Here is a 22,838-nt window from a genome sequence, read left to right as displayed (position 1 = left end):
TTAAAACCAAAGATTTCTCGTAGCAACCGGGTTTCTTTGTCTAAGTCCTAATAGAGTTAAATCATGTAATTGAAGGAGATGTGATTGATTATGGGGAAGCAAAATATCAAGTTTTGGGGACTTTTGGCTTTAGCTATATCTCCAATAATTGTAACTTTTTCTGGTTGGGAATTGGCAAAAGCACAGCAAACCCCAGAATTGCTAATTAGCGTAGACTTTGAAGGGGGAAAAAGATCCCCTTCAGGACGAACCAGTGGTGGAGGTACTCGCGGTCCTAGCAGAAGTGACTTGATAGCTCTAATGCCAGGAGATGATAATGCTGGAACTACAATCGCTAGTAATCCGAAATTTTTTCTGTATGTTCCTGAACACGAAGCAAAGTCAGCAGAATTTGAAATAATTGATAAATCAGGTAAAACTCTTTATTTAACTAACTTAGATGTTACTAATACTTCTGGTATTGTGAAACTTACTGTCCCCAAAAATGTAAGTCTGACAAATAATAAAGAATATACTTGGAGATTTGCGATAATTTTTGACCCTTGGGATCGTAGTGCTGACAAATTTGTTGAGGGAACTATCAAAAAAGTGGAAATAGACTCACAACTGAAAAACAGCTTAAAAAATGCTAGTCCTCTTGAACAAGCAGAAATATATGCAAATGCCAAAATTTGGAATGAGACAATAGCTACCGTAGCTGAGTTACGCACTTCTAACCCTACAGAGTGGGAGGAATTATTAACATCAGTAGGATTAAAAGAAATTGCTTCTGAGCCTTTTGCATCCTGTTGTAAAGTAGAAGCAGAATAAATTGAGTTATTATGGAAATAACTACCTCTAAATTTGCTCAGGGCACTCTAAGTTTGATTTGATGGTACAGTTGATAGATTAACCTATTTTTTTCTAAAAGGTGCTAATGACCAAAACAAAAGGTCTCAAGCCTCCTCTTTTAAGGCGATAAAAAAAGAGAATATTCCTTATGTCAAGCCTCTGGGTTTCCTAGGTCATGCTGCGCAAACAGGCAGAGGTACTGTTTCGCTCCGCGACATGAAAAACGCAGTTCCTCCTATCGGAGGCTAACTGATAACTGATAACTGATAACTGATAACTGAAATAACCGATGTTATGGAATAAGTGCACTTATTTTTTTAATCAATGGCATGGTGTCTGGATTACTGCACCCAGTATTACAGGGTTGGTAATCCTACTACGTTTTCTTGGTTTAATACAGTTTTGGGAGTGGCGCACTTATGATGCCTATATGCGGATGCGACCATTGGAAAGTCCAGACAATAGAATTGCTATTGTAGGTATCAATGAAGACGACCTTAGAGCAATTGGGCAGCCAATTTTTCCTGATGGTGTTTATGCAAAATTGCTGAAAAAATTGAAAGCAATGGAGCCAAAAGTTATTGGTTTAGATATTTATCGGGATTTACCTGTGGAACCTGGTCATCAAGAATTAGTGGAAGTTTTCGAGTCTACCCCCAATTTAGTTGCAATTAAAAAAGTAGTGGGGGATAGAGAAAGAGATGTGATAGAAGCACCACCTGCTTTGGAGGAGAATAATCAGGCAGGTTCTAATGATTTAAAAGTAGATCCAGATAAAAGAATTCGACGAGGTTATTTATTTGTCACACTTCAAAATGGGGAAAATGTCACGAGTTTTGCTTCTAAGGTTGCTTTGCGTTATTTAGAGAATTTTGAGATTAGTCCCAAGACACTTGATGAAAATATATATCAACTTGGAAAAACTATACTAGAGCCATTTGAAGCTGATGATGGTGGTTATGTAGGCGCTGATGCAGGTGGTTATCTAATTCTTTTAAATTATCGAGGTCCGAGTCGCCACTTTGAGACTGTTTCCATGATGGATATTCTTGAAGACAGAGTACCTCCTGACTGGGGACGCGATCGCATTATTTTGATTGGATCGGTGGGAGAAAGTTTTAATGATTTATTCTCTACTCCCTACAGTAGCAACTTAACTAGAACTTTAGAACCTATGAGCGGGGTTGAAGTCCATGCTAATTTTATCAGTCAACTGATTAGTTCTGCTATTGATGGTCGTTCTATGATTAAGACTTGGGGGGATATCTACGAGTGGATCTGGATTTTATTTTGGTCTGCAGTAGGAGCTGCGACAACTTGGAGATGGCGGACTGCTGGTGGTGTTAGTTATTTTTCTATTTGGAAAGTAATTACGATTTTTGTTGCTGGTGGAGTTTTATTTGCTAGCACTTACATTGCTTTTTTGTGGAGTTGGTGGTTGCCTGTTGTTCCTGCGTTTTTAGGAATGACAACATCAGCAATTGTGATTACAGCTTATATTGCTCGAACTGCTCAGGATATTCGCAAAACTTTTGGTCGTTATTTAACTGATGAGGTAGTGGCTACTTTATTAGAAAGTCCGGAAGGATTAAAGTTAGGAGGAGAGCGCCGCAAAATTACAATTTTAACTTCTGATTTAAGAGGATTTACTGCCACATCAGAACGTATATCACCAGAAGAAGTTGTGAAAATTCTTAACTTTTATTTGGGACATATGGCAGATGTAATTACTAAGCATAACGGAACTATTGATGAATTTATGGGGGATGGAATTTTAGTTTTATTTGGTGCCCCTATTACTAGAAAAGATGATCCGACAAGAGCTGTTGCTTGTGCAATTGATATGCAATTGGCAATGGAACCTGTAAATAAACAGATGAAAGAGTGGGGTTTAGCACCTTTAGAAATGGGAATAGGGATTAATACAGGAGAGGTTGTTGTTGGTAATATTGGTTCTTGTAAACGGACAAAATATGGTATTGTTGGCAGTCAGGTAAATTTAACTTATCGGATTGAATCTTATACTACTGGGGGGCAAATTTTAATTTCTGGAACTACTTTAAATGAAGTAGGATCGATAATTAAAATTAATGGTGAAAAAGAGGTAATGCCAAAAGGAGTTAAAAAGCCAATTACTATTTATGATGTTGGTGCTCTTGGTGGTAAATATAATTTAGTTTTGACAAAAGAAGAGGAAATTTATCTACCTTTAAAAGAAGCGATTTCTTTACATTATGTAGTTTTAGATGGCAAAAATATTGGTAATTGTTTAAATAGTGGAAGTTTAGTAAAGTTGTCGGAAAAAGAAGCAGAAATTCAGGGGGTACATTCAGGAGGAAATACTCCGCCAGCTTTGATTAATATTAAGCTGAATTTTATCTGGGATGAAAAAGAAAGTGAGGATGTTTATGGTAAAGTTTTAGAGAAAAAAGCAGAAAATGGCAATTTTTATATTCGTTTTACGGCTAAACCACCAGATGTTTCGGCTAAATTAGAATCTTTGTATAAATCGTTACAGAATTAGTGATTAATTCTTAGTATTGTCAAGCGGTAATTTATCGGTTTTAATAGCCAAAATATTTGGTATGTCTAAATTTTAGGTAAAACACTGCTTTGTTACATAGACAGAAGATAACTATCAAGAAATAAAGTATAGATAGTATGTTAGAGGTAATAAAAAAAGCACCGAGTTATCAAAAAACAGCAAGTGTAATTATACCTGCTCGAAACGAAGCTGGTACTATTGAAGATTCCATTACTCAAATGCCAAAACTAGGCAAACATACAGAAATTATATTTATTGAGAGTAATTCTTCAGACAATACTTGGGAAGAAATCAAGAGAGTTAAGAGTTTATATCAGGAGCAATGGGATATCAAAATATGTCAGAATCATGGTAAAGGAAAAGGGGATGCTGTTCGTCAGGGTTTTGACATGGCAACAGGTGATGTTTTGATTATTCTAGATTCTGACTTAACTGTTCACCCAAATGAGTTAACCAAATTTTTTGAGGCGATCGCTTCAGGTGATTGCCAATTAGCGAATGGATCGCGACTGACTCATTCAGTATCATTGAAAGTGATGCCATTGGCTAATCAATTTGCTAATCGCTTTTTTGCTCAAGTACTATCAATCATATTGGGAGTTGAAATTAAGGATTCTCTTTGTGGAACTAAAGCTATTGCCAATTACTAACTATCTCCAGATAGTTAGTAATTGGGAAAACTTTGGTAAATACGATCCTTTTGGGGATTTTGATTTGCTTATTGGGTGTAAAAAACTTGGCTTAACTATTCAGGATGTTCCTGTAAAATATTTACCAAGAACTTATGGTAAATCAAATATTCAACATATCCAAGGCGGTTTCCAACTTTTAAAAATGATTTTATATACTGCTTTAGAGGTTAAGAAGTAATTGAAATTTAGAATTTAAAATGTATAATTTAGAATTTAATTTGTAATGTTTTTGTGTCACTCATGCAGATAAATGACCAAATTATCATGCCTGATCAGCCACAACCTATAGTAATTATCGGTGCTGGTGGCATTGTTTCTGATGCTCATCTGCCAGCCTATCAGATAGCTGGTTTTAAGGTAGCAGGAATTATTGATATCAAGCAGGAGAAAGCAGCCTCGCTAGCTCAGAAATTCTCTATTCCTAATGTTTACGCCAGTGTTGAAGAGGCAGTAACCCATGCTCCAGCAAATGCAGTCTTTGATATTGCTGTACCAGCTTCAGCTTTGCTGGAACTGCTTCCCAAGTTTCCCCAAGGAGCTGGGATATTGATCCAAAAGCCCATGGGCGAGGATTTAGCTCAGGCACGTCAGTTATTGAGTATCTGCCGTGAACGGGAGTACACTGCGGCAGTTAATTTTCAGTTGCGCACGGCACCGCCTGTGATTGCAGCCCGCCACCTGATAGAAGAAGGTTGCCTGGGGGAGCTTCTGGATATTGAGATGCGGGTTACGGTTGATACCCCTTGGCATTTATGGGATTTCTTTGAAAAGTGCCAGCGGGTGGAAATTCTTTACCACAGCATTCACTATATCGACCTCATCCGCTCATTCTTGGGAGATCCCAAGGGAGTTTACGCAAAAACAGTAAAGCATCCCGATCTAATCAAGATAGCCTCAGTACGCACGACTTTAATGTTGGACTATGGCGAGTTTGTGCGGGCTACCATTAACACTAACCATGCTCATAAGTTTGGTCTGAAACATCAGGAATCATATTTGAAATTCGAGGGCACCGAAGGAGTCATCAAGATCCGCCTGGGCGTGCTGATGGATTATCCCAAGGGAACTAGGGATGAATTTGAAGTTTGCCTGTTGCAGGGCGAGAAGGAGGCGGAGTGGCAAAGCTATGATATTCAGGGGTCGTGGTTCCCAGAAGCTTTTATCGGTTCCATGTCTAGCCTGATGCGCAAGTTGGAAGACCCATCTCGCCCCTTGCCCACTTCGGTGGAAGATGCCTTCGTCACTATGTCCTGCGTCGAAGCAGCCTACCAGTCTAGCGAGGGAGGTGGTGTTCCTCTTCACTGAAGTAAAAAGTCAAAATTCAAAAGTCAAAACTAATATTTTATAGACTCAGATACCGTATTTCAAGCCTCTGGGTTTCCTAGATTATGCTGCGCAAACAGCCAGAGGTACTGTTAACGCAGTTCCTCCGGAGGAGGCTAACTACTAACTGATAACTGATAACTGAAATGGTAAGACTTCCAACTGAGAAAAAAATCAGAATTGCCCAATTGATTAGTAATTTGATCGTTGGGGCTAGAACAATTTTTGGGCTTTCATCAACTGCTAAAGTATATCGTCGAGGTTTATGTTGGTCTCTTGATTTAAAAGAGGGTATAGATCTTGCGATTTATTTAGGAGTTTACGAGCCAGAAACAATCAAGGAATTAAAGGGTATTGTCAAGCCGGGAGATGTTGTTGTGGATATCGGTGCTAACATCGGCGCACTAACCCTTCCCTTAGCTGAATATGTGGGAGTTGATGGACGTGTTATTGCCTTTGAACCAACCTCATGGGCTTATGGTAAGTTACAGAATAATTTATCTTTAAACCCTCATTTGCTCAATCGGGTTAAGACTGAGCAGATGATGTTACTAGAAGAGGAAAAAGAACCGCCATCTTTTGTGTATTCGAGTTGGAATCTATCGGCGAGCGAGGACAAATTGACGCACCCACAACACAAAGGAAGATTAATGACGACTGATGGGGGGCAAGGGATATCACTTGATGGATATTTCGAGAAGCATCCCCACAAGAAAGTCGATCTAATTAAGTTAGATGTTGATGGCTACGAACTACCTGTTCTCAAAGGTGCAAGGAAACTTCTTTTACGAGATTCCCCCAAGATAATTCTTGAGATGGCTCGTCAGAATGAGGAAGAGGAAAAACAGTTAGAGAAATTGCTTGCTGAGTTAAAAGACGCTCAATATCGACTGGTACATTTAACCGATAAATATCCAATTATGATGACAAAGGAGGCGATCAAAAAATTATGTCCTCCGGGTGGAAGTATAAATGTTTTGGCACTTCCCCAATAAGACTATTCTTGCTTGGTAATTTAAACAGGAAATCTGATGGATATTTTGGGGATAGAAAAACTACTATATTTGATTTTTGTCATTACCATCGTCTTAGTGACTCTATGTTCTCTGCCTAGTTATTTAGGGAAGTTTCACTATCTGCTCGAACTAACCTGTCATTTGAAAATCCAATGTACATTTCTGAGCTTGTTAGGGATATCGTTTTTTTTATGGGTTGGGAATTTTTTCTGGTTGTCGATCAGTTTGTTTTGCCTGATGAGCAATTTATTAGAAATAATTCCGTTTTATATTTCCCAAGATAGAATTTTTGATTCGTTTGAGCCAAAAATCAGATTTTTTCAAGCGAATGTTTTTTATAAGAACCAACAGTATGAGCGATTAATCTCTGAAGTCAAAACAGAAAATCCCGATGTAGCTATATTTATAGAAGTAACTGATGCTTGGGCAGAAAAATTAGAACTTTTACAAAAAGATTATTCTTATTGGGTGATTCATCAAGATCCACAAATTGCTTTCAATGAAAATATAAATTTAGGAATAGCAGTTTATAGTAAGATACCTCTAAAAAATACATCAATACAAGATTTAGGGGGAGGAAGAAAAACCGTAAGTACCCAAATTGAGATTCAGGGAAAAACTCTCTCAATATTAACAACCCATCCTAGCTGGGGTATTGGAAAATATGGGTTTAATTTGCGCAATAAACAACTATCAGAAATTGCCAGTTATATAGCAAATCAGAAAGAATCAAGAGTAGTTATTGGGGATTTGAATATAACGATGTGGTCTCCATATTATAAAGAGTTGATTAGTAATTCTGGACTGTATAATGCACGAAAAGGCTTTGGGATGATTCCCACTTGGCCAAGCTTCATCCCGTTATTATCTATTCCAATAGACCATTGTTTGGTAAGTCAAGATATTAGGGTTGTTAACACAAAAAGTGGTAGAAATATAGGTTCAGATCATTTACCTTTAATCACAGATTTAATAATTACTGGTAACTGATAACTGATAACTGATAACTGATAACTGAAATAACTATGGTGCATCCAAAAGAAATATACGATTTGTTGTTAGACTATGGCAACACTAATACTCCCATCAAAGAAATATTCATCGGTTTAACCTGGACTCTTTGTGAAACTGAAAGTATTGGTTTATGTATGAGTCCGGGTACAGTTACACGCACATTACCTTGGTCAGGAACTCTGGTGAATAAACCTGTGAAAGAGTTAGCACCCTGGTTACGGTCTTGGAATAGCTTTGAGGCAACTGTGGGAATGGCAGCTATTAATGCTGAGATAAATGGGCGCTCCCAACTTCCGACTCAAGCAGAACCCTTATCTCCTTATGGACCGGGAAATTTGGCAGTATTTGAATATTTTCTACCAATGATTCGCGGAAAAAAAGTAGCTATTATTGGTAGGTATCCCCGGTTATCTCGCTATGAGAATGAGATGGAGATGACTGTCATCGAACGGCAACCGGGAGCAGATGACCTTCCTGACACAGCATCGGAGTATTTATTACCGGAGGCAGAATGGGTGTTTTTGACAGCGACTTCTATTGCTAATAAAACTTTTCCTCGGTTAGTGGAGTTGGCGAAAGATTCTCAGTTAGTTTTGATGGGTCCGACTATGCCTTGGTTAACAGAATTAAAGGAATTTGGAATTGATTATTTAGCAGGAGTTACTGTTAGTAATTCTCAAGCTTTAAGGCAAACTGTCGCTGAAGGTGGAGGGGTGAGAATTTTTGAAACAGGTGTACAATATCAAGTATTGAAATTGTAGTAAATTATGACTACTAAAAATATTTTTGTTTGTAGTAGGGCTTTAGCCCGAAACTATAGATAGGGCTAAAGCTCTACTACGAACTTTAATTATAACTATCAACAACAAGCAATAAGGTTGTATTTGTTGGGTTGCACTGTCGCTTAAGCCAACCTACTACTATCAAGAATTATTTTCTTGTGCTGTTGTAAATAATGTTTGCCAAAATAACGATTTATCATTATCAGGAATTTCATTTTTTCCTGTCTGGTTAATTATCTCAAAAGTTTGGTTAATTGTGCAGTCTAATTTTAGAGCTTCTACACAAGCTTCAGCAACAATAATCCTACTGGTTTCACCGAGTAATTTATCTCCTTGACCAATAATTATTTTTTTGCGATTTCCACTTGTTGCTTTGATTAATGTATTCAAATCATAAGAAGTATAAGGACCATCTGTTAGTCTACCTGGTCTAATAATTGTATAAGGTAAACCAGAACTCTTTAATATGTTTTCTGCTTTTAATTTATAATCTAAAACTCTAAATAAATTGAGGATTTTATAAGGAAATTTGTCGGAGCGTTCAACCCCTACTGAAGAAACTAAAATAAATCGTTTTAAATGAGAAGGCATAACATTAATTAAGTTTTGATTGCCTAAATAATCCGTATTTTCTGGATTGTTACCTCCCCACCATCTAGTTGAGGGAAAAGCTGTAGTTCCGAGACAAGAAATAGCAGCATCTATTTGTTGATTTGCCAGACATTTTTCTAAGGATTTTTGTTCGCGAACATCCCCTGAAAAAATCTTGATATTTGCTGAATCACCAAATAACTTTTGAGCTTTTTCTATATTTCTAACTATGGCAATAATTTGATAATTTTGGGCGATTAATTTGGCAACTACTATTTGACCTACTCCTCCTGTTGCACCTAAAACTAGAATGTTTGTAATTTCATTTAACTCTGGAGTTTGATGTTCTGTTGTATTGTTATTCATAAGTAATGCAGTTTTGATATTCTTAACAAGAGTTAGCCAGAAACCGGGTTTATCAACAAAATTTTGTGATTTGAACAAAAATTAAGGTAATAAACCCGGTTTCTTGTACGGCTGAATGCTTAGAGTATAATTATATTTTAATATTAATTTAATTGTAAGGAAAGGAAATATGAATAACTGGAAAAAATGTCTAATGAATGTTGCTTGCACTTCTGTCTGTTTATTAGACTTTAATACAGTTGTCCTAGCTGTTACCCCTAAAACAAAGATTGTGCCAACTCCAAAATATCAACTGGCTCAAACTCCTATTGGTTATTGTACGGTATCAGGGCTAACTGATTCATCTCTGAATGTGCGAGACAGACCAAATGGCGAAGTAATTGGCAGTCTAGAAAATGGTAGAGTAGTTGCTCTTGGAGTTACTGATGGTAGTGAAGGTGAAAATTGGACAAGAATTATTAGTCCAATAGAGGGTTATGTCTCGGCAAAATATTTAACAGATTGTAAATATAAGTATTGAGGGAATAGGGAGTAGGTAGTAGGGAGTAGGAGGAAAGAATTGATGATTTATGTGTTATAATTAAGCTGATTTTTTATTATTTGTAGATGAGATAAATTTTTGGCTGATATTTCTAAGAAGTTGCACATACTTTTCAAAATTGTTCTACTCTAGTTTATGTACATGAGAATATAGATTTGTAATATGCCCAGAACTCAACGTAATGATAATTTCATTGACAAGTCATTTACGGTAATGGCAGATTTAATTTTGAAGCTATTACCAACAAATCATCAAGCTAAAGAAGCTTTTGCCTATTATCGTGATGGAATGTCGGCACAAGCTGATGGAGAATATGCTGAAGCTTTAGATAATTATTATGAAGCTTTAAAATTAGAAGATGACCCTAATGACAGGAGTTATATTCTTTATAATGTAGGTTTAATTCATGCTAGTAATGGCGAACATGATCAAGCATTGGAATATTATCACCAAGCTTTAGAAAATAATCCCAGAATGCCTCAAGCTTTAAATAATATTGCTGTAATTTTTCACTATAGAGGAGAACAAGCAAAAGAAACGGGTAAATCAGAAGAAGCAGATGGCTGGTTCGATCAAGCTGCAGAATATTGGAAACAGGCAATTAGTTTAGCTCCTAATAATTACATTGAAGCTCAAAATTGGTTGAAAACTACTGGGCGTTCAACTAAAGATGTATTTTTCTAATTAGGTAGTAGGGAGTAGGGAGTAATTTACCAATGGATAATTGATAATTGATAATTAATCAATGCGGCTTTATTGCCTTTCCTTTTAAGGAAAAAAAAGAACAGGTGATTTCCTTATATTCAATATCCATTACGCTTTTAACCAGAGGTAATTATCCATTATTCATTATCAATTAATGAAAAGGAGGGAAAGTAGATAAAATTTTGTTTTGGGGGAAAAGTGGAGAAACAACTACAAACGCCTCCAAATTAAAATTTAAATTTAGTTATCTATCACGTCAGCATTTTATAGTTTTGAAAATAGGAAAAGTTACTGATGACTATAGACAATGAACAAGTGCGTAAAGTAGCACATTTAGCTAGATTAGAACTCAAACCAGAAGAAGAAGAAAAATTTACAACTCAATTAAGTAGTATTCTCGAATATTTTGAACAGTTGAGTGAGTTAGAGACGGAAACTGTACCTCCTACTACTAGAGCAATTGATGTTAGTAATATTACTCGTGACGATCGTTTAGAACCTTTCCCTAACCGAGAAGAAATTCTCTCCTGCGCTCCAGAACAAGATGGAGATTTTTTTAAAGTTCCTAAAATTATGAGCGAAGAATAAAAGCTCAAATATTAGGGTAGAATTCTGAATTTAGAGGAGTTAGGAGGAAGAAATATGGCTTGATTTTTCTATCTTTGGTGTTGCTGAATCAAGGTATGAAAATAAAAAGTGAATAATCTCAAGTGTTTGTTATTCAATAGTTTAAAAATTACCAACAAACATAAATCATACCCAAAATCAGCAACGCTCGCTCCTCTGTTAAAAAAACTGTGCTAAACGGCGTAAAACTAAATATTCCCAACTAAAGATCGAATACCCATAGCCTTGTTGTTTGACTGCTGCAACCTGTTTTTGCACTGTATTAAGTGAGAAAGGAACTACATTCCTGGTTGCTGAGATACCAACTCCAACTGGCACATAATAAGAAGCAGTGTAAATACCAGAATTTGATAAACTTCCTATCACCGCTTCTGGTGTTGGACGATAAACCTGCAACACTACTTCATCTACTATCCCTTGTTTTACCCACCACAACCAATCTTGATTGTATTTGGAGACAGCAAAGTTGTAAGGGTTAGGGGAAAGGCTAACCACCAGTTGGGGATTTTTGGATTTAATGTGACTATACACCCTTTCGGTTAACTGTGTTAATGCCTGACGTTGATTACTATTACCAAAAACTTTTGGAACAGCCCAATGATCGTCTAATTGAATTCCTTCTAACCCTTTGACTTTGAGAATATCATCTATGTGGCCTAAGATATATTCTTGAACTTCTGGATGAGTTGGATCTAGCCAGACATTTCCATCTTCTGTAGTTTCGCCTTCTACTGTTTTTAGTAACCAATCTGGATGTTTTTCAGCAATAGCATTTCCAGGATAAAGCATCATACCATATTCAAACCAGGCATAAGGCTTTAATCCTTGACGGCGAGATTCTTGAACCGCTGCTTTAAGAGGATTAGTCAAAGGAGGACGCAACAGAAAGTGAGTAGAACTGCGAGAAGTAGGATAGAGCGTTCCTTTTAAGCCATAAACACTGAAGTAAACACGATCATATCCTGACAGAGAAAGGTGATGTAGGATTTCATCTAAGAATGTGGTATGATGTAAAAATGATGTTGCAACATTAGTCATCCAAATTCCCTGCATATCCTCTTTAACAACAGGAGAACGAGGAGACGCATGATGAGTTGCCACCAACAATAAACAAACCCCTACTAGGATACCTAACCATCTGAGAAACTTTTTGATGATTCTTTTCATTAGACATCTCCAGAAACTAAGTTTTACTGTAATAGGACTTACGCAAGGGCGCTATCTATATATTGTTAAGCCTTAAGACTTTCTTGGTATTCGCGCTCCTTACTAGCTTCTCCAAGGCGATCTAACTCCGTTCCGCTGAGGCGATATAGCTTTCGCTAGGCTTCGGCAACGCCTGAACAAGAAAATTCATAACCTATGCCAAGACACTAAATATAGTTTATTTTCCTAGTTTAGACATGGCTCTATCTAAATAAATTTTGCCAAAAAACTCTAATTATTCCAGAATAATAGAGTTGTTGATTTGAGGTAAAAATATAAACTTTAACTATATTAATTATTGTCAGTATTTACTCAATTCTTGTGCAAATTATATCATTACAAATTTAGCCAATCACCTAGAGAATGTTAGTCTAATATCAAATCCGCTTAATTCGGTATCAAAAAAATTTTCATCTTCATTCAAGAGCAAATGTTTCTAAATTCTCTTTCCTCCTGACTCCTGACTCCTGACTCCTAGATTAACTATCTAATTACACCGATACTACCGGATTTGATATAATACAATAAATCGTTATTTAAAAATGGAAAAACTGAAGTTTTTTTAATTAATAGTCAAGCGATCGCGGAGCGTGGCGTTTCGCTCCGCGACATGAAAAGCCGTATCGCACAAAACTACACTGAAGATAGCTCTATTTACTTTACTATGCGCTATATATATTGTCTTTGCGTAATATCTTGTCCGGTTGAATAGTTATAATTAAAGTTCGTAGTAGGGCTTCAGCCCTAAGTATATATCGGGCTGAAGCCCTACTACAAACAAAAACTTTTTTATCACTGATTCTCCGGACATGATATAAGTCCTGAAATATTAATATATTAAGTCAACAATTTTCTTAAATTTTGTTAGTTCCTCAAGAATAGCATCATTTGTCTCATTTAATCTTTTTAATTATTCTAAAACACTTTCCCCATTTGAGTCGTAAGGTGGTTGCCGATCAGTAATTATTATCACTTGCTTTTTCTACAATAGTAATTTTACACCAAAATTTGAATAAAAATAGTTGGAATGCACCCTAAGAAACTGTTTGAGAAGTGCTGCATGGAACCGATGAATTCTAAAAACCTAACCCCCCTGCCCCTTCCCTACAAGGGAATGGGGGTTTCAAAGCTTCTCTCATCCTAGGAGAGAGGTTTTTATGAGTTTACAAACAGTTTCTAAACTATTAATCTGTAGATCCGTGACCAAATCCTGGTGTGCTATTCTTAGCTAAAAATCATCCTCTAAATTTTCAATTAATAAATTCATTTTTTCTTGACCTTGAGAGAGAAAAGCTTCACATTTTTGCAAATCTGCTACAGCAAAAGAAAATTTTTCAAATACTTCCTCTAATGTTAATTCCCCTGATTCAATTTCAGCAATAATATCTTCAATATTAATAACAGTTTCTTCATAATCAAATTCCATTTTTTTACTCCAGACTCTCAGATTCAAAAATATCCATAATTTTAACTTTTACCTTACCATGATTTAACTGAATTATCAATTCTTGGTCAGTCATTAAATCTGTCGTCGAATTGACTAACTTACCATCAGTTTTTTGCACAACTGCATAACCTCTTGATAAAACTGCTTTAGGGTCAAGTGCCACTAACTTTTGCTTTAACATCTGACATTTAATAGTTGCTTTGTCTAAAGTTCGGGAAGTCTGAGGAATATTTTTTAGACGATTTTTCAGAGACTTTAAATTTACCTTTTCTTCATTAAACCTAGCTCTCAAAGCATCAATAATTCTTTCAACTCTTTGACAATGTTCGGCATAAAGTTGATTTTGGTCTGGCACAACTTTTTCTGCTGCTGCAGTAGGAGTATGAGCAGAATAATCTGCCACTAAATCTGCTAAAGTTTCATCTCTTTGATGACCGATACCCGTAATAATTGGAATTTTGCAATCGGCAATAACTCTGACAACTCTTTCATCATTAAAACAGGATAAATCTTCTACTGCTCCACCGCCTCTAGCTAAAATTATTACTTCGGCACTTCCATCTAATTCTACTTTTTTTATAGCTTCAACTATGGCAGGAGGAGCAAATTCTCCCTGTACTAATGTTGGCGATAATAATATTTTTACCAGAGGATAACGTTGTTTAATTGTGCGTTGAATATCTCCCCAGGCAGCAGCAGTATCGGAAGTTACGACAGCAATTTTTTGGGGAAATTTGGGGAGAATATTCTTATTTTCTAGGTCAAATAAACCTTCTGCTTCTAGACGAGAACGTAGTTGTAAATAGCGCAGATTTTGTATTCCCTCTCCGGCAAGAGATACATTATCAACTATTAATTTATAGTCACCTCTAGGAGGATAAAGACTGATTCTACCTGTGACAATTATTTGTTCTCCTTTTTCTGGTTGATGGTGAATATTTTTTAGGGTATTTCTCCAAATAGCACAGGGAAGAGAGGCAGAGTTATCTGGTTCAGAAAGTGTGAAATATAAATTTCCTGAATTTAGCTTGGCGCTAGATACTTCTCCGATAACTGATATTTGTTGAAGTTGGTAGTCTTCTTCTAAAATATCTTTGATATAAAAGGTAATTCCTGCGACTGATAGGGGAGATTCTTCTATGAATTGTTCGGGAATATTTGCCGTCATTAATTATAGTTTTGTTCGTTTGGTTATTGTGGGTAAAGTTTACAATAAAACAAAGCTAAAAGTCAAAATATTAAGTAGGGTGTGTGACGGCATTATTAATTGTATATTTCAAAATTTATATTCCTGTAGCTATCACGCACCGATAGATTTAAGTTCCTAAAAGTCAAAAAATCAACAGAGATGTTTGATAGTATTCTTCTGCACATTTAGGTATATTCGTGTTTTGGCAGAGAAAATTTTAAAAAATATAGTATGGATTTTCCTGTTTGAGGGTGATTACTATGAATCATACTAATAATGCTGTTTGATGAGAAAGTAAATGTTTCAAAAAATCTGAGATATAGTTTTGAATTTTTTCTCTATATTTTTATTCCTGTTTTAGTTCATCCAAGTCTGAATTTACAAAATCAAATATTATTAGTGGGATAGATTAATGAAAAAAAGAAAAAAATCAATTTTTAGCCATAAATGGCAAGCATTTTGCCTAACAGTAATTGCTTGTACTCTAACGGTATGGGTGTCTCCAGTTAGCTCTCAAGAAACAGAAACCTCAGCCACAATTGCAGCAATTACTACTGAAGAACCAGAAATTCCTGTGGATGAGCTGAAGCTTTTGCTCAAACCTTTGACTCAGGAGGAGTTAGAAGTTGAGGCTAAAGCTTGGCAGGATTTGCTAAAAGCCAAAGTTCAGGAAATTAGTGATGCTGAGATTGCAATTAAACGCAAAAATCGGGAAACCCGAAAATCTGAAGAAGCGGTTGATGCTATAGAGAAAGCTCAGAAATCTCTTGAGGAAGCAGAGGAAAGAAAAAAGAGTGCATCTCCTGGTTCTCCAGAAGCAGAAGATGCTGAAAAAAATCTAGAAGTCGCACAAAAAGAACTTGCCAAAGCTCAAGAAGCAGTTGAAGAAGCAGTTGAGGTTAAAAAGCAAAGTGAAGGAACTGAGGAAGCTACCCAAAATCTAGAAGTGGTAGCAGAAGCGATAGAAAATGAAGCTAGCAATACAGATGATATAGATAGTCAACAGGAATTAGTAGAGAAAGAAAAACAGTTAGAAGCATTATCGGAGCAACTCGAAGATTCTAGTGAAGAGGCATCGGAAGTCAAGACTCAATTAGTTGTTGGTGTGACTGAGCTTCAGCAGGAGCAAACTGCCCTTGCCGATCGCTTTGATACTGTTTTGGATGAATTTGAGAGCAAAGGGGGTAAAGCTGAATCTTTCCGGCAATATGTTGAATCTGTTAGTGGTGTCGAGATTGATGTCAGTGATACTGAAGGTTTGTGGTTAAGAATAGGTGGTTGGATCAAATCAGAAGAAGGTGGTTTACGTTGGGGCCAAAATATTGGTATCTTTTCCGCAATTGTGGCTACTTCTGTAATTGTTGCTGCTATTTTAGGCTTTGTTACTAATAGGAGTTTGCGAATTTTAGGGGGAGTTTCCGATCCTTTGCGTCAATTTTTGGTCAGAACTGTTTGGCAAGCAACTGTTGGTGTTGGCGTCTTATTAGCATTGACTGCTTTAGAAATAAATCTTGGTCCAATTCTCGCCTTAGTTGGTGGTACTAGCTTCATTTTGGCATTTGCTTTGCAAACCAATCTTGGTAACTTGGCTAGTGGTTTAATGATTATGATCTATAGTCCGTTTAATGTAGGTGATGAAGTAGAATTATGTGGGACATCAGGCTACATTGACTCTATCAGTCTCGCTCATACAACAATAAAAGGTTGGACTGGTCAAATTATTACAATTCCTAATAACTCAGTTTTGAGTAGTGTGGTGATTAATCATAGTGCCAGAGATACTCGTCGCGTTAGTTTGCAAATTAGGGTTGGCTATAGTGAGAATTTGTCTAAAGTTGAGCAATTACTTTTGGATATTTTTAAATCTCATTCTCTAGTATTAGAGCAACCAAAACCGAGTACATTTGCATGGAAATTTGAAGAATACTTCGTCGATCTATATGTAGGAGGATGGACTAAAACCTCAGATTACTGGAGAGTATATAATGAAACTCTTCACCAGATTAAGGAAAGATTTGTTCAAGAAGGAATTTCTATTCCTATTCCCCAGCAAAATATTCGTTTTCAAGAGTCTACCCAATTATCTTTGAAACCTGAAAAAAATATTAGCTCTGTAGGGCAATTAAGTAGCAATTTAGAAAAAAGTGACGCTCAAAGCTAAAAAAGGGTAACGAATGTATTATATCAAATTAGGATAATTACTATACCCAAGTCATTGCGACTGGAACGGAGTGGAAGGAAGCAATCTCAAGGATTTAGGAGATTGTTTCCTATCGTCGCAATGACAACTGTTCAACCGGATTATAGGGGTAGGTTAAAAATAAACTCAAAACCTACCTCTAAATTAACCAATCTACACTACACCAACCGCAACTTCATCTAACTGTTTCAAGAACTTTTTAATCAACCCAATAGTTAGTGCTGGAACTTCCAATTGAGGAGTTAAACCCACATCATCTAATGTTTGAAAAATCCTCACAGCTTGAGGATTCAAATCTGCTAAACGTTGACCTATTTCTGGACCTGTAAATTCTGATTTTTTACCCCAAATAATTGCCGTAGGAATTGTTAATTGATTCATATATAATGATAGATCAAAACACAAATCTCCCCGCACAAAAGATAAAGCAGCGTATTCAGCATTTGGTTGATTTGCTGATTCTAAATATGCCTCCACAATTTCATCAAAAATCAAACTGGCATTACCAAATTGTCTCGTTTCTAGGAAACTTTTAATTCCTCCTGGAGTGGCAACACCAGCACTATAAATAAAACGATCTAGTATTGGTGTACTTACCAGTTGAGCAAAAAAGCTACGGGTATAATTTTCGCCAAAGTCTGATAAACCTGCGGGAGTTGTCAATATTAGAGACTTGAATAATTCCGGACGAGCGATCGCTACTCTCACCATTATTGCTGCAGTTAGGGAAGAAGCAATAACTCTGGTAGGAGCTTGACAGGTTTGTTCTAAAAATTCGATTATTGTTGTAATGTAATCATCTATTTTGTAATCTAATGCCTGATGTTCCGATCGCCCCCATCCTATCAAGTCGGGAGCCAGGATGCGGTATTCTGAGGCGAAGGCTGGGTAAACTTTCGACCATTCGTAGGCAGATGAACCTCCACCGAAACCGTGGAAAAATACCAGAGTAGGTAAGTCGTCAGTATTGTTAGTGTCAGTTTTCCAAGGTGCTTTGTCATTGGTGTAGTAAACCATGCGACCTTGGGAAGTAACGATTGATTTTTGTTCAAAACCTACAGGAATAAACATAGTAATTTTAGATTTTAGAATTGGTATTAATACAGAAACATCTTCAGTATAGGATCATTTTTGAAGAAGAAATAAGGGATGGTTAGATAAAGACCGAAGTTATAGCACTACGCGCAAATCAAAAGTAATTTCTGACTGATTTTTCAGTGCCCAAATGCTCCAAATTTAGTCTGTGCTGCGAATTTTACTTCTGACTTCTGACTTCTAACTTCTGACTTCATCTATATCTGTTGGGTTTCCGCAGCTCAACCCAACCTACATAAGTAAAGATGTTATTAAGATTAGCAGATTTTAAATTTTTTCTAGTTTAAGGTAATTATTATCTATGATTATTAGGTCAAATAAATGCAAGTTAAAGAAAATAAGTTTTCCTGGTATGATGTGCCTGAAGATGTCAAAAGTTTATTGATGTTAGCTGTAGAAAATTGGGAGGATACAGAAACATCAGAAAATTATATTAATCAAGCTTTGGCTAAGACTGATGGAAATCTGGATATTTTGATAGGTGCTTATCGTTATTTTTTCTATAAAAATAATATGAAAATGTCGCTTCAATTGGCACATAAAGTAATTGCTGAAGTCAAAAAACGAGAAAATTTACCGGAAGATTGGCAGGAGGTAAAAAGTATATTATCTAGAAGGAAAAATGAGCAACAAATTAATTTATATATTACAGCTTATGCTGCTTCAGGATTAATAATAGCAAAAATGGGGGATTTGGCAAAAGCTAAAGCAATAAGTGAAGAAGTTCAAGAAATTGATGAGAAAAATGATTTAGCAAAAATTTTGTTTGATATTATTACTAGACCGCCGGATGAAGATGAAGATGAAGATTAAATTCAGTTATCAGTTATCAGTTGTCAGTTGCTACAGCTTCTAAATTCTAGTGTTACATCTTGAGAATTATATCATCTTTTCAAAGCAAACTTTTGACTTTTGACTTTTGACTTTTGACTTTTCAGTTTCTTGCTATCCTATAAAGAAGTGACCTAAAATTAACTTCCTCCCCTAACTATGACTGAAAAAACTCAGCGCATTTGTATTCTTGGTGGTGGTTTTGGTGGACTTTATACCGCCCTCCGCCTCATCCAGTTTCCCTGGGAATCATCAGAAAAACCAGAAATAATCTTGATAGACCAGCGCGATCGCTTCCTCTTTGCCCCACTATTGTACGAACTCGTCACTGGGGAACTGCAAACCTGGGAAATTGCCCCACCATTTGAAGAGTTATTAGCAAACACCGATATTCGGTTTTGTCAAGGGGTAGTTTCCGGTATTGACATCAACCAACAACAAGTGCAACTAGAAAATGGTCAAGCATTCAGTTACGATCGCCTCGTTTTAGCAATGGGAGGGGAAACACCTATCGAAATTGTTCCTGGTGCTGCTGAATACGCTATCCCATTTCATACTATTGATGATGCTTACCGTCTTCAGGAAAAATTGCGAGTTTTAGAAGCATCTGACCGTGAAAAAATTCGGATTGCTGTTGTTGGTGGTGGTTATAGTGGGGTAGAATTAGCTTGTAAATTAGCAGATCGTTTACCAGAAAGGGGTAGAATTAGATTAGTCGAACGCAATGAAATGATTTTGCGAACATCCCCAGACTTTAACCGGGAAGCTGCTTCTAAAGCTTTATCACAAAAAAATATTTGGATTGATCTAGAAACAGAAGTAGAGTCAATAGAAGCTACTCAAATTTCCTTAAAATATAAAGAGCAAGTTGACACCATCCCAGTAGATATTGTTTTGTGGACAGTTGGTACAAAAGTTGCTCCAGTAGTGCAGTCGTTACCACTAACAAAAAATCAGCGCGACCAAATTATTATTAGTGCAACTCTACAAGTGCAAGACGATCAGAAAATATTTGCCCTCGGAGATTTAGCAGACTGCCAAGATGCAGATGGGCAAAAAGTTCCTACTACTGCTCAAGTAGCAATACAACAATCAGATTATGTCGCCTGGAATATCTGGGCATCTTTAACTGGGCGACCTCTATTACCATTCCGTTATCAAGCATTAGGTGAAATGATGGCATTAGGACTTGATAATGCGACTCTTACCAGTTTAGGAGTTAAACTAGATGGTCAGATAGCACATTTGGCAAGACGTTTAGTTTATTTGTATCGGTTACCAACCTTGGATCATCAGATTAAAGTTGCTTTCAACTGGATGATTAATCCTATTCAAGATTTAATATCAAGTTTGTAAAATATTCTGATGATTCCTTCCTTTTTTCTATTATGTTAAAAATTCATCTCTTTGCTTCTTTGTTCTGAAATTAGAACATCAGATCAAAGTTGCTTTCAATGAGTAATATCATTTTTAATGAATTGTGGAAAAAATAATTATGATCGAGAACAAAACTTATTAAATACTAAACACTTAGTCCCACAAATAGTATTTGGAAATAGGAAATCCAAGTATAGCAAAGTGTTAGTTTGTTTGGTATTAGGTAGGCAAATATCATGCCTATTTACTATTAATCAACTCAATATTTACCCACTCTGGTACTTCTTCCTGTTTCTTTCTTACTTCTTACTTCTGAAAATATGACTAAAATTATTTTGCTTGATGCTGTCGGTACTTTGTTTGGTGTGCGTGGTAGTGTAGGAGAGATTTATCAACAATTTGCTAGTGAGTGGGGAGTAGATGTTTCTCCAGTTACTGTGAATCAAGCTTTTTTTGAGAGTTTTAAAGCTGCGCCACCGATGGCTTTTCCTGGAGCGGAATCTGCAAAAATACCAGACTTGGAGTTTGAATGGTGGTGTGGTATCGCTGCTGAAACTTATAAAAAAGTAGGAGTATTAAATCAGTTTTCTGATTTTAGGAGCTTTTTTGGAGAACTCTACGATTATTTTGCTACTGCTGCCCCTTGGTTTGTTTATCCAGATGTAAAACCTGCCTTAACTAAGTGGCGTGAAAGTGGAATCAATTTAGCAGTTTTATCTAATTTTGATTCCCGACTTTATCCGGTTTTAGCAGCGTTGAAGTTAGCAGACTTTTTTTCTGATGTGACTATTTCTACAGAGGTAGGAGCAGCTAAACCCAATAGCAAAATTTTTGCTGCTGCTTTACAAAAATCTAATTGTAGTATAGAGGAAACTTTGCATATTGGAGATAGTTTGACTGCTGATTATGAGGGGGCAATTAATTTGGGCATAGAGGCATTTTGGCTCAATAGAAATACTGTTTCACAGCCAGAGGTAAATCAGTTTTCTACACTGCTAGATTGTTTTAATTGTTACTTTACATAATTGAACTGAGGGGTTAAGCCCCCTATTTAGCTCAATATTAAGGCAATTTTTATTATAGGTTACTACAATTCTATAACAAAAATTAAATTGTTATGAAAAAGTTAAAAATATGAGTATAATAATATGTGGATGGTAGAAGCCTCCAAAAAGTAGATGTTGACAGTAAAAATCTGCTCAGTTTAGAGCAGATTTTTTTTTGTATAAATACGGTTAGTAAATGTTGAAACAGGCTGGTTTTAGTTTGCCAATTACCAAATTTTTGATGATGAAATTAGCCAACAGGAACTAAATCAACTTCATCTGTACCATCAGTTTCACCTTGCCCTGATGTAATTTGTTCCCCACTACCACTAATTTCCACAGCTAAATTTGTACCATCTAAATTAATATTATAGTCAGTAGCATCGGCAGTATATCCTACACTAGCAATCATTTGCCGACCATCCTCAGTATATTGGAAAGCCAACAATTGATTTTTTTCCTTCTCGTTATCGTAAGTCCAAATTACCATATAGTCTTGCTCTTGATATTCAAATACTTTGGGTGGACGAGTAGGAACATAACGACCTTCAGCACCAAAACTGGCGTCGAGGAAAGGCTGTACTGACTCAGGTTCCACAGTAGCAAAAGCAATATCATCTGCCTCTAGCTCTACTTCTGCGTCTTCAGTTGTGTCAGGATCTGGTTCTTCTTGACCACGATTCTGGAAATAATCTACAGCTTTTTTTACACCATAGCCTGTAGCAGCAACGCCAGCAACACCACCAACAATTTTAGCAAGATTGCCAAAGTTCATTTTTTTTCTCCTCAATATATAATTCTGGATTAATTAGAATTTGAGAGATTTGCCACCAACCGTGAGATTTAAACTGTAGAAATTTGAAACAGTGAAAATCTTGATGTTAGGTTATCCAACAATGACTGCATCGCAGCTCACTATCTCCTCGCTTCTCAAACCCCGCTAAGAATACTTACAGATAATCATTTACCCTCGTAAAAGTCTCGCAATCAAGACCATCTTTCTTCTAGACGCGGAATACTTTCAGGGGATGTTAAGCCTACCTTAATTGGTCATTGACTCTTGTGCGTTTAACTAAATTTTAACTGATTTTCTACAGTTTTTGATTAAAAGTCGTCTACCCAAATACCAGAGAATATCCATGAACAGTAGTTTTAATGTGGGCATACCATAGTAGGGATGTTCCATAAAACATCCCTACTATATTTTGTGATGTGAGGTCATCTATCTGAAAAGCTCTTTAAAACTAGTGTAATATCACAAACAATTGTTATTTGTCCATAAAGCTCAAAAGGGAAAAATATTTTATACCTGCTTCATAAAACTAATATAGAACCCATTTGAGATCTATATAATTATGTAAGTCAAGTCTTTTCGTGCATCAAGAATGAGGAAAAATTATCTCAAGGAGTGTTG

The 22,838-nt window shown here is 36.3% G+C and carries 21 protein-coding genes; 15 read left to right on the top strand and 6 right to left on the bottom strand.

The features are described 5' to 3' along the window. Window positions 1-90: 90 nt before the first annotated feature. From ACP6PL_RS24865 to ACP6PL_RS24830, 8 genes are all read left to right on the top strand, one after another. Window positions 91-810: a DUF928 domain-containing protein gene (locus tag ACP6PL_RS24865; RefSeq protein ID WP_426548012.1), complete on the top strand. Its 720-nt coding sequence runs from the start codon at window positions 91-93 to the stop codon at window positions 808-810. 310 nt (window positions 811-1,120) lie between these two features. Then, window positions 1,121-3,355, top strand: coding sequence for a CHASE2 domain-containing protein (locus ACP6PL_RS24860; protein WP_426548011.1), 2,235 nt, complete (start codon window positions 1,121-1,123; stop codon window positions 3,353-3,355). 137 nt (window positions 3,356-3,492) lie between these two features. Then, on the top strand, window positions 3,493-4,026 hold the full coding sequence (locus ACP6PL_RS24855; protein ID WP_426548010.1) for a glycosyltransferase family 2 protein: 534 nt from the start codon (window positions 3,493-3,495) through the stop codon (window positions 4,024-4,026). Then, window positions 3,998-4,246, top strand: coding sequence for a hypothetical protein (locus ACP6PL_RS24850; protein ID WP_426548009.1), 249 nt, complete (start codon window positions 3,998-4,000; stop codon window positions 4,244-4,246). Before ACP6PL_RS24855 ends, ACP6PL_RS24850 begins: the two co-directional genes overlap by 29 nt. A gap of 86 nt (window positions 4,247-4,332) precedes the next feature. Further along, window positions 4,333-5,373, top strand: a complete 1,041-nt coding sequence (locus tag ACP6PL_RS24845; protein ID WP_426548008.1) for a Gfo/Idh/MocA family protein — start codon at window positions 4,333-4,335, stop codon at window positions 5,371-5,373. Between the two features lie 164 nt (window positions 5,374-5,537). Next, a complete protein-coding gene (locus ACP6PL_RS24840) occupies window positions 5,538-6,386 on the top strand; it encodes an FkbM family methyltransferase (RefSeq protein WP_426548007.1) in 849 nt (282 codons plus the stop codon). A gap of 258 nt (window positions 6,387-6,644) precedes the next feature. Then, window positions 6,645-7,397 (top strand): endonuclease/exonuclease/phosphatase family protein, encoded by a 753-nt coding sequence (locus ACP6PL_RS24835; protein ID WP_426548006.1) that lies wholly within the window; start codon window positions 6,645-6,647, stop codon window positions 7,395-7,397. Between the two features lie 35 nt (window positions 7,398-7,432). Then, window positions 7,433-8,182 (top strand): Rossmann-like domain-containing protein, encoded by a 750-nt coding sequence (locus ACP6PL_RS24830; RefSeq protein WP_426548005.1) that lies wholly within the window; start codon window positions 7,433-7,435, stop codon window positions 8,180-8,182. Window positions 8,183-8,344: 162 nt separating this feature from the next. On the opposite strand, the gene ACP6PL_RS24825 is transcribed toward ACP6PL_RS24830, so the two are convergent. After that, window positions 8,345-9,160 (bottom strand): SDR family oxidoreductase, encoded by an 816-nt coding sequence (locus ACP6PL_RS24825; protein ID WP_426548004.1) that lies wholly within the window; start codon window positions 9,158-9,160, stop codon window positions 8,345-8,347. A 169-nt stretch (window positions 9,161-9,329) separates the two neighbouring features. Here ACP6PL_RS24825 and ACP6PL_RS24820 point away from each other — a divergent pair, with 169 nt between their 5' ends. The 3 genes from ACP6PL_RS24820 (at window position 9,330) to gatC (ending at window position 10,994) form a co-directional block, all read left to right on the top strand. Continuing rightward, window positions 9,330-9,680: an SH3 domain-containing protein gene (locus ACP6PL_RS24820; protein ID WP_426548003.1), complete on the top strand. Its 351-nt coding sequence runs from the start codon at window positions 9,330-9,332 to the stop codon at window positions 9,678-9,680. A 183-nt stretch (window positions 9,681-9,863) separates the two neighbouring features. Then, entirely contained in the window at window positions 9,864-10,385 is a 522-nt protein-coding gene (locus ACP6PL_RS24815) for a photosystem I assembly protein Ycf3 (RefSeq protein ID WP_426548002.1), read from the top strand. Between the two features lie 315 nt (window positions 10,386-10,700). Further along, window positions 10,701-10,994, top strand: a complete 294-nt coding sequence (gatC, locus tag ACP6PL_RS24810; protein WP_426548001.1) for an Asp-tRNA(Asn)/Glu-tRNA(Gln) amidotransferase subunit GatC — start codon at window positions 10,701-10,703, stop codon at window positions 10,992-10,994. Between the two features lie 198 nt (window positions 10,995-11,192). Here the strand turns inward: gatC and ACP6PL_RS24805 are convergent, their stop codons facing one another. From ACP6PL_RS24805 to xseA, 3 genes are all read right to left on the bottom strand, one after another. Continuing rightward, complete coding sequence (locus tag ACP6PL_RS24805; protein WP_426548000.1) at window positions 11,193-12,200, bottom strand: glycoside hydrolase family 10-like protein; 1,008 nt, start codon at window positions 12,198-12,200, stop codon at window positions 11,193-11,195. Window positions 12,201-13,467: 1,267 nt separating this feature from the next. After that, on the bottom strand, window positions 13,468-13,665 hold the full coding sequence (gene xseB / locus ACP6PL_RS24800; RefSeq protein ID WP_426547999.1) for an exodeoxyribonuclease VII small subunit: 198 nt from the start codon (window positions 13,663-13,665) through the stop codon (window positions 13,468-13,470). A 4-nt stretch (window positions 13,666-13,669) separates the two neighbouring features. Then, window positions 13,670-14,854, bottom strand: a complete 1,185-nt coding sequence (gene xseA / locus ACP6PL_RS24795; RefSeq protein ID WP_426547998.1) for an exodeoxyribonuclease VII large subunit — start codon at window positions 14,852-14,854, stop codon at window positions 13,670-13,672. Between the two features lie 433 nt (window positions 14,855-15,287). On the opposite strand from xseA, the gene ACP6PL_RS24790 reads away from it, so the two are divergent. After that, window positions 15,288-17,036 carry a mechanosensitive ion channel family protein gene (locus ACP6PL_RS24790; RefSeq protein ID WP_426547997.1) on the top strand — a complete coding sequence of 583 codons (1,749 nt, stop codon included), beginning with the start codon at window positions 15,288-15,290 and terminating at the stop codon, window positions 17,034-17,036. A 192-nt stretch (window positions 17,037-17,228) separates the two neighbouring features. Here ACP6PL_RS24790 and ACP6PL_RS24785 read toward each other — a convergent pair whose 3' ends face one another. Beyond that, window positions 17,229-18,146 carry an alpha/beta fold hydrolase gene (locus ACP6PL_RS24785; protein WP_426547996.1) on the bottom strand — a complete coding sequence of 306 codons (918 nt, stop codon included), beginning with the start codon at window positions 18,144-18,146 and terminating at the stop codon, window positions 17,229-17,231. Between the two features lie 345 nt (window positions 18,147-18,491). Here ACP6PL_RS24785 and ACP6PL_RS24780 point away from each other — a divergent pair, with 345 nt between their 5' ends. From ACP6PL_RS24780 to ACP6PL_RS24770, 3 genes are all read left to right on the top strand, one after another. Further along, window positions 18,492-18,983, top strand: coding sequence for a hypothetical protein (locus ACP6PL_RS24780; protein ID WP_426547995.1), 492 nt, complete (start codon window positions 18,492-18,494; stop codon window positions 18,981-18,983). A 177-nt stretch (window positions 18,984-19,160) separates the two neighbouring features. Next, the gene (locus ACP6PL_RS24775; protein WP_426547994.1) at window positions 19,161-20,357 is read left to right on the top strand and encodes an NAD(P)/FAD-dependent oxidoreductase; all 1,197 of its coding nucleotides are present in this window, start codon (window positions 19,161-19,163) and stop codon (window positions 20,355-20,357) included. 341 nt (window positions 20,358-20,698) lie between these two features. Next, a complete protein-coding gene (locus tag ACP6PL_RS24770; RefSeq protein ID WP_426547993.1) occupies window positions 20,699-21,403 on the top strand; it encodes an HAD-IA family hydrolase in 705 nt (234 codons plus the stop codon). A gap of 271 nt (window positions 21,404-21,674) precedes the next feature. Here the strand turns inward: ACP6PL_RS24770 and ACP6PL_RS24765 are convergent, their stop codons facing one another. After that, complete coding sequence (locus ACP6PL_RS24765) at window positions 21,675-22,199, bottom strand: hypothetical protein (protein WP_426547992.1); 525 nt, start codon at window positions 22,197-22,199, stop codon at window positions 21,675-21,677. Between the last annotated feature and the right edge of the window lie 639 nt (window positions 22,200-22,838).

The sequence above is a fragment of the Dapis purpurea BLCC-M126 genome, from assembly GCF_050015975.1.
Lineage (GTDB): Bacteria > Cyanobacteriota > Cyanobacteriia > Cyanobacteriales > Microcoleaceae > Trichodesmium.
The sequence above is the reverse complement of the archived record's forward strand: the minus strand, read 5'-3'. Positions and strand labels throughout refer to the sequence as shown.

What these genes read in the sequence shown, in the direction of transcription:
- ACP6PL_RS24865 (WP_426548012.1), top strand. Translation starts at nt 91, where the DNA reads ATGGGGAAGCAAAATATCAAGTTTTGGGGACTTTTGGCTTTAGCTATA.
- ACP6PL_RS24860 (WP_426548011.1), top strand. Translation starts at nt 1,121, where the DNA reads ATGTTATGGAATAAGTGCACTTATTTTTTTAATCAATGGCATGGTGTC.
- ACP6PL_RS24855 (WP_426548010.1), top strand. Translation starts at nt 3,493, where the DNA reads ATGTTAGAGGTAATAAAAAAAGCACCGAGTTATCAAAAAACAGCAAGT.
- ACP6PL_RS24845 (WP_426548008.1), top strand. Translation starts at nt 4,333, where the DNA reads ATGCCTGATCAGCCACAACCTATAGTAATTATCGGTGCTGGTGGCATT.
- ACP6PL_RS24840 (WP_426548007.1), top strand. Translation starts at nt 5,538, where the DNA reads ATGGTAAGACTTCCAACTGAGAAAAAAATCAGAATTGCCCAATTGATT.
- ACP6PL_RS24835 (WP_426548006.1), top strand. Translation starts at nt 6,645, where the DNA reads ATGAGCAATTTATTAGAAATAATTCCGTTTTATATTTCCCAAGATAGA.
- ACP6PL_RS24830 (WP_426548005.1), top strand. Translation starts at nt 7,433, where the DNA reads ATGGTGCATCCAAAAGAAATATACGATTTGTTGTTAGACTATGGCAAC.
- ACP6PL_RS24825 (WP_426548004.1), bottom strand. Translation starts at nt 9,160, where the DNA reads ATGAATAACAATACAACAGAACATCAAACTCCAGAGTTAAATGAAATT.
- ACP6PL_RS24820 (WP_426548003.1), top strand. Translation starts at nt 9,330, where the DNA reads ATGAATAACTGGAAAAAATGTCTAATGAATGTTGCTTGCACTTCTGTC.
- ACP6PL_RS24815 (WP_426548002.1), top strand. Translation starts at nt 9,864, where the DNA reads ATGCCCAGAACTCAACGTAATGATAATTTCATTGACAAGTCATTTACG.
- gatC (WP_426548001.1), top strand. Translation starts at nt 10,701, where the DNA reads ATGACTATAGACAATGAACAAGTGCGTAAAGTAGCACATTTAGCTAGA.
- ACP6PL_RS24805 (WP_426548000.1), bottom strand. Translation starts at nt 12,200, where the DNA reads ATGAAAAGAATCATCAAAAAGTTTCTCAGATGGTTAGGTATCCTAGTA.
- xseB (WP_426547999.1), bottom strand. Translation starts at nt 13,665, where the DNA reads ATGGAATTTGATTATGAAGAAACTGTTATTAATATTGAAGATATTATT.
- xseA (WP_426547998.1), bottom strand. Translation starts at nt 14,854, where the DNA reads ATGACGGCAAATATTCCCGAACAATTCATAGAAGAATCTCCCCTATCA.
- ACP6PL_RS24790 (WP_426547997.1), top strand. Translation starts at nt 15,288, where the DNA reads ATGAAAAAAAGAAAAAAATCAATTTTTAGCCATAAATGGCAAGCATTT.
- ACP6PL_RS24785 (WP_426547996.1), bottom strand. Translation starts at nt 18,146, where the DNA reads ATGTTTATTCCTGTAGGTTTTGAACAAAAATCAATCGTTACTTCCCAA.
- ACP6PL_RS24780 (WP_426547995.1), top strand. Translation starts at nt 18,492, where the DNA reads ATGCAAGTTAAAGAAAATAAGTTTTCCTGGTATGATGTGCCTGAAGAT.
- ACP6PL_RS24775 (WP_426547994.1), top strand. Translation starts at nt 19,161, where the DNA reads ATGACTGAAAAAACTCAGCGCATTTGTATTCTTGGTGGTGGTTTTGGT.
- ACP6PL_RS24770 (WP_426547993.1), top strand. Translation starts at nt 20,699, where the DNA reads ATGACTAAAATTATTTTGCTTGATGCTGTCGGTACTTTGTTTGGTGTG.
- ACP6PL_RS24765 (WP_426547992.1), bottom strand. Translation starts at nt 22,199, where the DNA reads ATGAACTTTGGCAATCTTGCTAAAATTGTTGGTGGTGTTGCTGGCGTT.